The organism is Shewanella vesiculosa, assembly GCF_009994065.1.
Taxonomy (GTDB): domain Bacteria; phylum Pseudomonadota; class Gammaproteobacteria; order Enterobacterales; family Shewanellaceae; genus Shewanella; species Shewanella vesiculosa.
In genome coordinates this window covers 73,817-86,611 of sequence record NZ_JAACSD010000013.1, presented here as the reverse complement: position 1 = coordinate 86,611, position 12,795 = coordinate 73,817, and the positions used below count along the sequence as shown (strand labels likewise).

Sequence of the window (12,795 nt, the reverse complement as noted above, 5' to 3'; positions counted from 1 at the left end):
TCAACAATTACCATAAACAGTGGTTTTCTGATGACAAGATTTTATGACTAACGGTATTGAGAAAGGTGTGAATATAAATTCACACCTTTTTTGTTATCACACTTGCCAATTTATCGGTTTATTACCCTGGTTAATTAATAATTGATTGATACTTGAAAAATGATGACAACCAAAAAAACCACGATAAGCAGATAAGGGGGATGGATGCGGGCCGTTCATCACATGATGATGAGGTGCGGTAATCAATCGACCTTTTTTAATTGCGTGATTGCCCCAACACACAAATATGATTGGTGATGCTTGTTGATCTAAGCACTTCAGCACACTATCGGTAAATGTCTCCCAGCCCGCCTTAGCATGTGAATGAGCTAACCCCTGCTCTACTGTCAACACAGTATTGAGTAACAACACCCCTTGCTTAGCCCAAGCGCTTAAATCACCATGTTCTGGGATCACAAAGCCGTCAATGTCATTGGCTAACTCTTTATAGATATTAGCCAATGAAGGCGGTGGTTTTATGCCCTTCTTAACCGAAAAAGACAGCCCGTGAGCTTGATTTGGGCCATGATAAGGGTCTTGCCCTAGTATCACGACTTTAACCGCTGACAAGGGCGTTAAATTAAAAGCAGCAAACACTTCATCATCCGGTGGATAAACAACCTTATTAGCGGCCCTTTGTGAGGCAATAAAGTGCATCAAATCTTGATAATATGGCTGTGATTGTTGTTGTTCAAACAAGGTTTGCCAATGGGAAGTCATCTAATGTATTCCTTCAAAAAGTTAGCGATAAATTAGCGAACAGCTCAGTCTTTAGTTTACTATCAACAGATTAATCACTTTTATGCCTAATATGATGCCATTACATAATAACAAAAACACCCCTAAAAATGGTTTTACCCTTATTGAACTCGTCGTTGTTATCATCATACTTGGGATTATCGCAATGATTGCCTTACCAAAATTTGTTGATATCGGCAGAGATGCTAAAATCGCTACGGTAAAAGTCACTGGTGGGGCGTTTTCGTCAGCAATAACCCTAGCGCACATGAAATGGGCAGCCATGGGGTATTCTGGCCCGGCAGATAATTTAGCGATTTTCAATCAAGCTGGAACCGATGGCCAACTTGATATCAACCAATGGGGTTATCCAGCACAGAATTACCCACCTTACGAGGCTTCGCCAAGACTGGATAATAATAACGACTGCCTCTCAGTCTGGCCTACGCTATTACAAGATGGCCCAAGTGTTTCAATTAGTGCAGATAAGGATATATCGGATTATAGAGCTGAATATATCAATCCAGATCAGTGCCGTTATTACTACAATTTACTACCACTGGTATCCATATACTATGATTCGCGTAACGGCGAGGTCTTGATAGATTCAAATCCTGATAGCTAATTTTTTACCTGAAATTTTCAAATAAAGACGTTACACTCATTGGAAAATTAACTCACCAACAAAGTGGATATGATGTCTGAAGCCAAAACAGAATTAACAATGTATCAAATAGCTGACCAATTTATTGCCTTAGCCAATCAACTTAGCCAACAAGAAAATGATATTGGCAAAGTCGGTACCGCAATGAGATTTGCCTCTGCTCGTTTTAATGCGTTTGAAGCATCGATTAAATCAGCTAATCTTGCTGCGGAAAAAGATCATGCACTCGCTTGGTTTTCTGATGAATTTAAAGCAATGTTAAAAGAGAATTTAGAAGACCACATCGCTAATCCTCCTATTGCTGCAGAGCAACAAGAGCCAGAAAGCGATGACAGCGTGCAAATGTTTAAAGGCGTTTAACCAGCATATGACGCGTTATAACAATAATGCCTAACAGATTATTGCTAGGCATTATTGTTCATAACTGACTGATTTTGCACCGTCAGCAATACGGTTCATCCTAGCCGATATCATGATGACTATTTATAGTCGCAAAATTCAGATATTACAGCAGAGTATAAATCACCCTCATTGCGAGTAAAATTAACACCACACCTGAAAGCCTATCAATTAATTTGGCCTGATTTCGTAACTTAGGCAACACGGCAGAATGAGACAACAAAAACGCAATAATGGTGTACCATAATCCATCAACGATTAATGGCGTAAACACAATTAAACCTTGGCCAATAGCAGTCTGAGCTGCTAATACAAATTGACTAAATAAAGCCAAAAAGAACAGGAGTATTTTGGGATTAAATAATGAAATAGCCATACCATCTCTTGCTGCAATCCACAGACTTGTGGGTTGACCCGCCGCCAATTTTTGCTGCATTCCGCCTTTAGACCTAAGTGCTTGCATCCCCATCCAAGCTAAGTAAATCGCTCCAGTTACCGCGATGGTATTAAAAATAACCGGCGATGCTTTTAATATTGCTGCCAACCCCAATAGAGTTACCAGAGCGTAGACACCAATACCGATTGAATGTGCCCAAGCACAGACGATACCGTGTAATCGGCCACCGCCAAGGGTATGCCGCACCACCATGGCTAAACTGGGGCCTGGGGACATCGCCCCCAAACAACATATCGCCAATAATCCCAGCCAAGTACTTAACGTCATAAAACTCCTCTACTTGTAGTCACCTAATTTGTGCAAAATACATTTTAACAACCAGTTAAGCATGCGCTGCTAGTGTAGCGCCGCTGATAAGGATGGGTATGATAACGTATTTACAGGGGAAACCTATGGCGACATTAATGATGATATTACTCTTGGTTATTTTTAGTGCCGTGGTGTTACTCATCAGGGCTAAAATTAAAGGTAAATCGATTCCGACCCTGATTATTGTCATGCTCCTTTTTATGGGGATCTGTTTTGCTGGTGTGCTCGCTTTTATTAATAAAGGTGAAAACTATCAAGCTTACCAAATGCTTCGTTGGCAGCCGCTACAGCCCGAAAAAATTGCCTCTTATGTTGCACAGGGCAATATTGTGTTTGTTGATATCACAGCTGATTGGTGTGTGCCCTGCCAGACCAATAAAGCCAATGTGCTTCACCGTGAACAAGTCGTAAACCAATTAAACCAACAGCATATTATCCTCATGCAAGGTAACTGGACCCATGCCGATGCGGTCATAGAGCAATACATGGGGCAACAGGCTGTTGCTGGTACGCCGTTTAATAAAGTGTATGGCCCTAGCTACCCAAAAGGGATTGAGTTGCCTAAAGCGCTCATTATCGATGACCTTTATCAAGCGTTATCTCTAGTCGCCCAGTAAATTATCATCCTTGTGATACTTGAAATAAAAAAGACTGCCGAAGCAGTCTTTTTCGTTATTGTGCCATTAACAACAATGGCAGTTAACTTATATTAGAAGCGATAGTTAACACGGCCGTAATAGAAGCCACCGTTGTAATCGAATGGACCACTTTCGTAGTACACTCCACCTAACTCACCTAATGTGCCATCTTTTAACTTCTGCGCTTCTTGATCGAAGATGTTATTAGCACCTACAGATACCGTTAAGTTATCAAGTACCGCATAACTCACTTCAAGATCGATAGTCACTGCAGCATCAGCAACCTCAGAACCCCAATCAGAAGTATCATCAGCATGTGTTGCGTAATATTCACCAAAATAGTTAGCACGCACAGACATGCTTAAATCATCCCAGCTTTGGCCCCACGTTAGAGTGGCACGATGTGCTGGAATACCATCTTCTAAACGACGAACTTTACCTGCATCAGTTGTTTCTGGATCATACTTATCAACACTAGTATCAGTCCAACCATAGGCTAAGCTAAACTTGGCATCGCCAGAAAGCATTTCAGTAGTATACGAACCGACAATATCAACACCTTGAGTGGTGGTATCAAAGTCATTGGTATAGAAGGTTACCGCTGAAATCAGTTCAGGAAATTCAACACCAGCAGCTCTTAATGCATCATAATCACTTGCTTTAACCGAAATTTGGCTTGACTGAGCAATACGACCGGTGACTTCAATGTTGTAGTAATCAACTGTTAAGAACAAGTTTTCATATTGATACACCAAACCAGCTGCATAGCTAACAGACTCTTCAGGCTTAAGCACTTCACCGCCATAGAAAGCCGCTAATGGATTTGTTGGTGGCGCAATAAAGGTCTGAATCAAATCACCATTAACAATCGATGTTTGCGTATTAACTACGTTTTCTTGACCGACTGTAGGTGCACGGAAACCGGTGCTGTGTGAAGCACGGAACGATAATTCATCCGTTGCAACATACTGCGCGGTTAACTTGTAGTTTAATGTGTCACCAAAAGTAGAGAAATCTTCGTAACGAAGTGCGACACCTAGTAAGAAGTCTTCGGTTAAATACGCTTCAACGTCAGTATAAATACCAATGTTGCTACGGTCGTTTTTACCAGCTGATTCTGGACCAAAACCTTTAAATCCATGTGAGCCGATGTTGAAACCTTGGTCTGCGTAAGGGCCAGCAATCCAAGAGGCTTCATCACCTTGACCAATTTCAAATGACTCTTTACGCCATTCAGCACCCGCAGCAAAACTAATGTCTTCAATGCCACCTAAAGTCACAAAACGCGAGAAATCAAGGTTTACCGTTGTTTCAACTTGCTCGTAAGAGCCGGTGTCAAAGTCTGTTGGCGTATCTAAGCCCAACGATGGGTTAAGAGAGTTTTTTAAACCAAAGCTGGCTTTGTTACTACCTGTACCTGCACTGGCATCGTACATCCATTCACCTAACTCGCCTTTAACACCGGCAAAGAAAGACATGTCTTCAATTTTACCGGTAAATTGTGGCGTATACCCACCTGGGCGAATTTGGTTCATCGCAAAACAATTTGGATCGGCGACCATAGCTTGATACTCAGGGGTATCAAGCACGTTAGGAACATTAGCTGGCACAACCGCACAAGTTGATTGATCGCCATTAACAGCACCTACGAGTAATGTTTCACCACCATCGTTGGAATACACGTTACCGCGGTTATGTGGGTTACGATAGTAGAAACCACCTGTTGCTTCACGTGAAGATACGTTACCAAAAGCATACAAATGAGTGTCATCATTAATATCAAAACCTGAGTTTATGAAAACAGTATAGTCATCATTAATCTCTGGATTACCCCATGTTTGTGCAGGGTCTTGAATTGAAGTGTTGCCAGCGGCGGCAATCGCAGCGGCATCTGGACGCTGTACACTGCGACTAGTCGCATCAGCGGTTTTATATTGCGCACTGATGTTAACAAAGCCATCATCAGTTAACGGTAAACCGATGTTACCATCAATAGTAGTTGCTGCGCCGTCACCTTCGTAGTATTCACCTTGACTGACGGTGATAGAGCCACCTTCAGAGGCGTCTTTTAATACAAAGTTCATAACGCCCGCAATCGCATCAGAACCATACTGAGCTGCAGCACCATCGCGTAATACTTCAACTTGCTTTAATGCTACACCTGGAATAACTGAAATATCTGGACCTTGAGCACCATCGTTAATGCCACCACCTTGGAAAGCAATAACTGACGCACGGTGACGGCGTTTGCCGTTAACCAAAATAAGCGTACTGTCAGACGGTAAACCACGTAAGTTAACCGGACGAACTAGCGTTGCTGCGTCACTAATAGGTTGCGCACGAGAGTTAAAAGAAGGCACAGATGTCACTAACATGTCGATCATGTCAGTTGAACCATTTTTCTTTAAATCATCACTGCTGATGATGTCAATTGGAACCGGTGAATCACCAATTGAACGCGGTGCAGCACGTGAACCAACTACTGCGATTTTTTCAACATTTTCTTTGTTTACAGCTTCTTCATCTTCAGCAAAAGCTTGAGAGCTAATTACCGTTCCGGCAAGTGCAAATGAAATGGCTAAGCTTAAAGAGCTAATACCAAATTTAGATTTTTTTGATTGCATCATCATTATTATGTTCTCAACTGCTTATTATTGTTGTTTGTCGACTATGTCTTTTACAAAAATTGCTAAAAAACACGTCACACTATCGAAACAATCCCTATCCCGACTACATTTCTATAACAATTGAATTACAATTGCTAACACTTTTTGGGATAAATAAGCACTTGCTAAAGATTGATCAACACAATAATGATCTAAGCTTTTGATTTTTAGTGACATACATCACAAAACGAATTATTTTCAATAAGTAAATATTTTAAGCATAATAACAACAAACCTTAAGTGTAATTATAATTTTACACTTTAAGCTGCATTTTTATCCTAGAAGTTTTTAGAGGATTAACCGAAATGAACAAGCTAATTTCAAATCAATATCAGTGAGGCTTTGCCAATTGATATTGACCCGTGTAGGTTAGTCAACATAATCTAAACGGACGTTTGATTTCTATAATAATAACTCAAACATAAAAGGAGATAGCATGCCTTATGATGCTGATTCAACACTCGACCTAGATCAATACTCATCCATTGTTGATTTAATCGAAACAGCGTGTGAAAAGTTCGCTGGCAATACTGCGTATGCTTGTCTTGGTAAAAGCACCACCTTTAGTGAAATAGAACGTGATTCACGATCTTTTGCCAGCTACTTACAGCATTGCACCTCATTGCAAGCGGGTGACAGAGTCGCAATCCAACTGCCTAATATTACTCAGTTTGTCATTGCGGCTTATGGGGTTATTCGCGCGGGGATGGTGCTCGTGAATACAAATCCTATGTACACAGAACGTGAACTAATTCATCAATTTAATGACTCAGGGGCTAAAGCATTAATTGTATTATCTGATCTATTACCAACATTAACTAAGGTTATCGATAACACCGCTATCGAGTTAGTTATTTCAACGCATGCAATGGACCTTATTCAGCCACAAGGCCAGCCAGAAACACCATTTAGTAAAGTAGAATTTATGGCCGTGCTTGCTGAAGGTGCCAAACATCCATATAACCCAATAAAGCCCAACCATGATGACTTAATTGCGCTGCAATACACTGGTGGCACAACCGGTTTGTCCAAAGGTGCTATGCTCAATCATGGCAACCTTTTAGCCAACTCAGGCCAAGTGAAATCGCGAATTGCCAGCACCATGAACGAAGGGCATGATGTATTTGTCGCGCCATTACCGATTTATCATATCTATGCTTTTATGGTTAATTTAGTCCTGTATTTTGAATCAGGTGGTTGCTCAGTATTAATCCCTAATCCTCGCGACATTGCAGGGTTGATCAATACTATGAAAGCTTATCCCTTTACTGGGTTTGCAGGCTTAAACACATTATTTGTCGGTTTATGTCATCAACCCGAATTTAAAGCCTTAGATTTCAGTAGAATGAAAATAACCATTTCAGGTGGTACCGCCTTAACCAGCGCCGCGGCTAATTTGTGGCAACAAACCACTGGTTGTATGATTTCAGAAGGCTATGGTTTGTCTGAAACATCACCTGTCGTCAGCCTTAATGCACCTGGTCATCAGCGTCTTGGCACTATTGGCAAACCCGTTTTGGGCACTGAAGTGCGAGTGCTTGATATGGATGACAATGAAGTGGCTATCGGTCAAGCTGGAGAACTTGCTGTTCGCGGACCTCAGGTGATGCAAGGGTATTGGCATAAAGCCGAAGAAACGGCTAACGTCATGACTAAAGACGGCTTTTTCAAAACCGGCGATATTGGTATTGCCAGTGTTGATGGTTATCACACCATTGTTGATCGTAAAAAAGACATGATTATTGTCTCGGGCTTTAACGTCTATCCTAATGAAGTTGAAGACGTACTTGCAAGCCATGAGCTAGTGCTAGAGTGTGCGGTCGTCGGGGTGGAAGATGAACGTTCTGGCGAAGCGGTAAAAGCAGTGATTGTATTAAAACAGCCGCCAACGGATATTGAGGCAGTAAAACAGACAATTAATGATTATTGTCGAAGCCAACTCACGGCTTATAAAGTCCCACGTATTATTGAATTTACCGAACAACTGCCAAAAAGCACAGTAGGTAAAGTTTTACGTCGTGAATTACGCAAGTCAGCTTGATTAGCAATCGATGGTTTGGAACATTCTCCCTAAGGTGAATGCTTGTCGATAATACCGCGTCCCGTTCATCAATAAACAAGATGCTAAGGCATATAGTTTATTGATGAACGATTAACATACTGAATTAGCCAATCAATTCTGAGCTGATTAAATTGCGGGCTCATCGTTATCCATTAATAACTGTAAGCTAGCAAACTCACGATATAATTCGTTACTGGTCATCAATTCGCTATGGGTTCCGCTGGCAACTAATTGCCCCTTATCGATGACAAAAATCCGATCGGCATTAATCACTGTCGCTAAACGATGGGCAATAATCACTGTGGTACGTTGAGCCATTAGAGAATCAAGCGCCTGCTTAACTTTTATCTCGCTCACAGCATCTAACGCACTAGTGGCCTCATCAAGTAACAGTAATGGCCTATCGGCTAAAATCGCTCTAGCAATCGCTATCCGCTGCTTTTGACCACCAGATAAGCGCACGCCACGTTCACCTAAATAAGTTGCATAGCCTTGGGTAAACTCGCTAATAAACTCGTCGGCTTTAGCCGCAATACAAGCCTGCTTAACTTCTTCATCACTGGCATCTAAACGACCATATCGCACGTTATCGAGTACGTTCATAGCAAAAATCACCGACTCTTGCGGTACCAGTGCATATTGTTGGCGTAAATCAGCCAATGATAGCGTCGAAATATCAATACCATCTAATAAAATTCGCCCTTGTTTGGGCTGATAAAAGCGCATCATCAATTCGAATAAGGTACTTTTCCCTGCACCACTTGGACCCACTAATGCCACCCGCTCACCAGGAGCAATCGTCAACGACAGCTGGCGGATCACGTCTTGCCCATGATCCGATGGATAAGCAAAGCTCACATTATCAAAACTGAGCAAACCATTAACAGGCAGCACCAATTGCGCTGGTACAGCTTGCTGAGGTATGTCTATTGGGGTGTTAACTAATTCCACTAACCGTTCAGCCGCCCCAGAAGCCCGCTGAATTTCACTGAAGACTTCGCTAATAGTCGCTACAGCACCTGCGACCATCACAGCGTAAAACATAAACGCAGACAACTCCCCGCCAGTGATGCTGCCAGACATAACGTCTTTGGCGCCAATCCAAGTCACAAAGGCAATGGCGGCAATACTTAAGAACATCACGGTTGATATAAGTAGTGCACGATACTTGATACGGCCTTTCGCCACATCCATTACCGCCTCAACACGGTCGGAAAAAAGTTGACGGTCTTTAGCTTCATGGGTATACGCTTGAACGGTATGAATCTCATGTAACGTTTCATCGATATAAGCACCTAGATCGCCTACTCTATCTTGGCTTTTACGCGACAAAGCCCTTACTTTTCGTCCAAAAAAGCTCACAGGACCTAGTACCAAGGGAACCGCTAATAAGACTAATGCAGTCAATTTAACACTGGTAAACGCCATCATAACAATGCCGCCAATCACAGTGACACTTGAACGTAATGCCATTGATAAACTCGACCCAACAACGCTTTGTAATAAAGTACTGTCTGCGGTAAATCGTGAGATCACCTCACCAGTTCGCTGGGTGGCAAAAAAAGCTGGCGATAACGCGATTAAATGACTGTAAACCTGTAATCGAATATCAGCACTAACCCGCTCGCCGAGCCATGTCATAAGATAGAATCGGCAAAAAACCGCTGTGCCGCTGACCGCTGTTATCGCAATAATAAACAACATAATCTCATTTAGACGCCCTGCGTTATCGGCAACAAAGCCCTCATCCACCATCAGTCGCACACCTTGCCCAAGCGACAGCCATGCTAGCGATCCAATAAACAAAAAGATTATTGCTGCCACTACCTTCAAACGATAAGGCGATAGAAACTGTAAAATCCAAGGCAGAACAGGATGCGGTGGAGAAGATTTAGTAGGAGAAATAGCCGCGGTTGCAGTAGTCGTTGAATTCGTCACAGTATTAACCAGCATAAATAACTAAGATATTCTGATAGTACCAACAAAACATTGTAGATGCTTTAACTACAAGCACCCAAAACACCTGATTAATGTTCAGCAAAAATAATGCTAAGCGGGTACTGAACCTTGTTGGTTGAAATTTGTTAGTTAACATTCGTTCGGCACGAACAACTTAATGGTTTATTTAGGGATACGACATAAGCCATTACCCTAAAACAAACTAATTTGATGAAAATGCAAGCCGTGTAGCCGCCCACTTGGGCTGCGTTTGTGGCTTCTTGCTGCAGTATTAAAAGCCTTATGCATATAAAATATTGCCAGATACTGCGCCAATATTGTTATTGCAAGCTCCCCGCCCTGCTTTTGACTAACAATAATATGAGGAAAAATATAATGAAGAATAGCTTAAGCGCGTCAAGCGGTTTTACATTAATAGAATTGGTTGTCGTGATCATAATTTTGGCCATATTAGCTGTTGTGGCTACAAGTAAATTTATTGATTTACGTACTGATGCAATCGTGTCGACTATGGATGGCATGGAAACAGCAATGCAGTCAGCGGCGACCTTAACCTATTCCAAAGCCGCTATTGCCGGCGTAGAAAGACTTGCGTCAACGACACTTAATGTTGATGGTGTTGATATTAAGCTGGCGTATGGTTACCCAGATGGAAGTGCTGAGGGGATTGATCTATTAATAAACCCACCACAAGGTGATTGGAACAAACGCCCCAGCGTATTTGCTGGAGCCTGGATATATTGGCATGGTGTTATTGTTGAAGATGCTGGCACCGCAGCATGTTATTTACGTTACCGTCAGGCTACTTCAACCGGTGTTCGTCCCATTATAAATGTTCAAACTAGCGGCTGTTAATCGTCAAATATCATTTAACACACGCATTTATTGCAATCCACAAACATGATTAAGACTCAGGGTAGCGTTTTTCAATCGTTTTCAAAGAGCGTAAAAATAAGCCTAAACCACCCACACTAAGTACCAAAATAACAATTAAATCAAATGCACTCATGTAAGAGAATCGAAAATTAATCGAGCTTATTACGCCAAAAATTAATGCCACTAATGAGCCAAATGTCAGTAACCAGCCAAGTATGTTTCTGCCATTATAAAACATAATGCCCACGCCAAACATAAACGGGATCATCACCATACCACTGGTAAGCCCAAAACCACCCAGCTGATATAAATGGCTACTAAAGCCAAATGAACTGGTCACTTTAATGGCATTTAATAACATATAAAAGCCACCACACATCATCACTAATCCAATAAAGAACTGACCTATTCCGCCAGACGTTCCACCAGCACCTTTCATCATTATCCCTTGAAAACCATTATTTTAAATCAATAGATTGATGTTACTTAACCGTACAATTAATAGCAATCATCGGTATAACATGAACATTGTTACCCAATAATGCTTGATTGCCCTAGCGAGGTACTCTTAGCATCTTGTTTTATAAAAAATCTCCCTTGGCATTTAAATATCAATATCGCCTTAGCGAAAATAGCTGACGGATAAAATAGTAAAACTGAACTCATATTTTTCTTATCAACTTGTTTAAGCCTAAGCCTCGCGCTACTAGGTGTTATCTGAGATAATATTAGGCTATTTTATTGATATTCTTTTTTATTAGGTAACACAGTCATGACAACCCAATTTGCTTGTTCAGGTATAGAGCTTGAGCTTTTTCGTTATCCAAGCCAACAAGCATCCAACTTACAAGCATGGGACGCGGCTGATGAATACCTAATCAAATACCTCATTGATGCAGAAATAACCCCAAGCACAACCGCGATTCTTAATGATAATTTTGGTGCGCTGACATGTGCATTAGCAGCACAAGCTCCAAACAGTGAGCTACTAATAGAAACCGACGCAAAAACCAGTTTGCTAGGATGTCAGCAAAATTTATTAGGCAACAAACTGGCACCGACTAATATTCAATGGTTTAACAGTCGCGATACTCTGCCAGACAATATTCAATTAGTGTTGATGAAATTACCGAAGAATCTTCATTACTTTGGCCAGCAACTTGCGCGTTTATCAACTGTGCTTCCAGCGGGAACCCAAATATTGATCGGTGCTAAAGCCAAGTCAATCAACCCCGCATTGCTCGCCAGTATTGAAAAGAATCTAGGTCCTGCATCAGCCAGTTTAGCGTGGAAAAAAACACGGGTAATCAGCTGTATTAGCGATGGTAAACCACGCTCATTAGCGCAAGCGGTGAGTTGGAACGTCGATGAACTGAAACTGACGATGAGCAATCTTGCCAATGTATTTGCTGCCAATAAGCTCGATATTGGCGCAAGGATTATGCTCGATAACATGCCCAAAGGTGAATTCAACCACATCATAGACTTAGGCTGTGGTAACGGTATTTTAGGCTTACATGCAAAGCAATGTTATCCACATGCGCAGATCCACTTTGTCGATGATTCTGATATGGCTATCGCCTCGGCAAAACATAATTGGCATGCTAACGCCCTAGACGCTCAGTCCCAAGAACCACAAACAGAACAAACGCCACAAGCTTTTTTCCATTGGGACGATTGCCTGAGTAACTTGCCCGCAGATGTTGAACCAGACTTAGTGCTATGTAACCCTCCGTTTCATCAAGGGGAAGCTATTACCGACCACATCGCTTGGCAAATGTTTGTCGACGCACATAAACGCTTAAAGAAAGGCGGTTTATTGCATATTGTCGGTAATCGACATTTAGCCTACCACGTTAAAATAAAGCGCATTTTTAAAAACTGCACGACTGTGGCATCCAATGGTAAATTTGTCATTTTACAAGCGATAAAATAAGTTGATTGGCCGCTATATAAAAATTTGACAATAATCATAATGGACGAGTTT

Annotated in this window: 11 protein-coding genes; 6 read left to right on the top strand and 5 right to left on the bottom strand. The window is 41.7% G+C overall.

Features of this window, described 5'->3' with window-relative positions; translation table 11 throughout:
• Window positions 1–96 precede the first annotated feature (96 nt).
• The gene (gene ung, locus GW828_RS14770) at window positions 97–759 is read right to left on the bottom strand and encodes a uracil-DNA glycosylase (RefSeq protein WP_273058461.1); all 663 of its coding nucleotides are present in this window, start codon (window positions 757–759) and stop codon (window positions 97–99) included.
• 91 nt (window positions 760–850) lie between these two features.
• Between ung and GW828_RS14765 the strand changes: the two genes are divergently transcribed.
• Window positions 851–1,402: a prepilin-type N-terminal cleavage/methylation domain-containing protein gene (locus GW828_RS14765; protein ID WP_273058522.1), complete on the top strand. Its 552-nt coding sequence runs from the start codon at window positions 851–853 to the stop codon at window positions 1,400–1,402.
• A gap of 72 nt (window positions 1,403–1,474) precedes the next feature.
• Window positions 1,475–1,801: a DUF3144 domain-containing protein gene (locus tag GW828_RS14760; protein ID WP_124017850.1), complete on the top strand. Its 327-nt coding sequence runs from the start codon at window positions 1,475–1,477 to the stop codon at window positions 1,799–1,801.
• 145 nt (window positions 1,802–1,946) lie between these two features.
• On the opposite strand, the gene GW828_RS14755 is transcribed toward GW828_RS14760, so the two are convergent.
• The gene (locus GW828_RS14755) at window positions 1,947–2,564 is read right to left on the bottom strand and encodes a LysE family translocator (protein ID WP_124017849.1); all 618 of its coding nucleotides are present in this window, start codon (window positions 2,562–2,564) and stop codon (window positions 1,947–1,949) included.
• Between the two features lie 98 nt (window positions 2,565–2,662).
• Between GW828_RS14755 and GW828_RS14750 the strand changes: the two genes are divergently transcribed.
• The gene (locus tag GW828_RS14750; RefSeq protein ID WP_420542439.1) at window positions 2,663–3,223 is read left to right on the top strand and encodes a thioredoxin family protein; all 561 of its coding nucleotides are present in this window, start codon (window positions 2,663–2,665) and stop codon (window positions 3,221–3,223) included.
• Window positions 3,224–3,315: 92 nt separating this feature from the next.
• Here GW828_RS14750 and GW828_RS14745 read toward each other — a convergent pair whose 3' ends face one another.
• Window positions 3,316–5,871 carry a TonB-dependent receptor plug domain-containing protein gene (locus GW828_RS14745; protein WP_182698698.1) on the bottom strand — a complete coding sequence of 852 codons (2,556 nt, stop codon included), beginning with the start codon at window positions 5,869–5,871 and terminating at the stop codon, window positions 3,316–3,318.
• 476 nt (window positions 5,872–6,347) lie between these two features.
• On the opposite strand from GW828_RS14745, the gene GW828_RS14740 reads away from it, so the two are divergent.
• Window positions 6,348–7,952 (top strand): AMP-binding protein, encoded by a 1,605-nt coding sequence (locus GW828_RS14740; protein ID WP_182742558.1) that lies wholly within the window; start codon window positions 6,348–6,350, stop codon window positions 7,950–7,952.
• A gap of 147 nt (window positions 7,953–8,099) precedes the next feature.
• On the opposite strand, the gene GW828_RS14735 is transcribed toward GW828_RS14740, so the two are convergent.
• Window positions 8,100–9,926: an ABC transporter transmembrane domain-containing protein gene (locus tag GW828_RS14735; RefSeq protein ID WP_182698685.1), complete on the bottom strand. Its 1,827-nt coding sequence runs from the start codon at window positions 9,924–9,926 to the stop codon at window positions 8,100–8,102.
• 381 nt (window positions 9,927–10,307) lie between these two features.
• Here GW828_RS14735 and GW828_RS14730 point away from each other — a divergent pair, with 381 nt between their 5' ends.
• Window positions 10,308–10,787: a type II secretion system protein gene (locus GW828_RS14730; RefSeq protein WP_273058458.1), complete on the top strand. Its 480-nt coding sequence runs from the start codon at window positions 10,308–10,310 to the stop codon at window positions 10,785–10,787.
• Window positions 10,788–10,836: 49 nt separating this feature from the next.
• On the opposite strand, the gene GW828_RS14725 is transcribed toward GW828_RS14730, so the two are convergent.
• Window positions 10,837–11,247 carry a hypothetical protein gene (locus GW828_RS14725; protein WP_182722466.1) on the bottom strand — a complete coding sequence of 137 codons (411 nt, stop codon included), beginning with the start codon at window positions 11,245–11,247 and terminating at the stop codon, window positions 10,837–10,839.
• A 333-nt stretch (window positions 11,248–11,580) separates the two neighbouring features.
• Here GW828_RS14725 and GW828_RS14720 point away from each other — a divergent pair, with 333 nt between their 5' ends.
• Complete coding sequence (locus tag GW828_RS14720; RefSeq protein ID WP_182698683.1) at window positions 11,581–12,744, top strand: methyltransferase; 1,164 nt, start codon at window positions 11,581–11,583, stop codon at window positions 12,742–12,744.
• The last annotated feature ends 51 nt before the right edge of the window (window positions 12,745–12,795 follow it).

Coding starts and splice junctions, on each gene's coding strand:
- ung (WP_273058461.1), bottom strand. CDS start 759: ATGACTTCCCATTGGCAAACCTTGTTTGAACAACAACAATCACAGCCA.
- GW828_RS14765 (WP_273058522.1), top strand. CDS start 851: ATGATGCCATTACATAATAACAAAAACACCCCTAAAAATGGTTTTACC.
- GW828_RS14760 (WP_124017850.1), top strand. CDS start 1,475: ATGTCTGAAGCCAAAACAGAATTAACAATGTATCAAATAGCTGACCAA.
- GW828_RS14755 (WP_124017849.1), bottom strand. CDS start 2,564: ATGACGTTAAGTACTTGGCTGGGATTATTGGCGATATGTTGTTTGGGG.
- GW828_RS14750 (WP_420542439.1), top strand. CDS start 2,663: ATGATAACGTATTTACAGGGGAAACCTATGGCGACATTAATGATGATA.
- GW828_RS14745 (WP_182698698.1), bottom strand. CDS start 5,871: ATGATGCAATCAAAAAAATCTAAATTTGGTATTAGCTCTTTAAGCTTA.
- GW828_RS14740 (WP_182742558.1), top strand. CDS start 6,348: ATGCCTTATGATGCTGATTCAACACTCGACCTAGATCAATACTCATCC.
- GW828_RS14735 (WP_182698685.1), bottom strand. CDS start 9,926: ATGCTGGTTAATACTGTGACGAATTCAACGACTACTGCAACCGCGGCT.
- GW828_RS14730 (WP_273058458.1), top strand. CDS start 10,308: ATGAAGAATAGCTTAAGCGCGTCAAGCGGTTTTACATTAATAGAATTG.
- GW828_RS14725 (WP_182722466.1), bottom strand. CDS start 11,247: ATGAAAGGTGCTGGTGGAACGTCTGGCGGAATAGGTCAGTTCTTTATT.
- GW828_RS14720 (WP_182698683.1), top strand. CDS start 11,581: ATGACAACCCAATTTGCTTGTTCAGGTATAGAGCTTGAGCTTTTTCGT.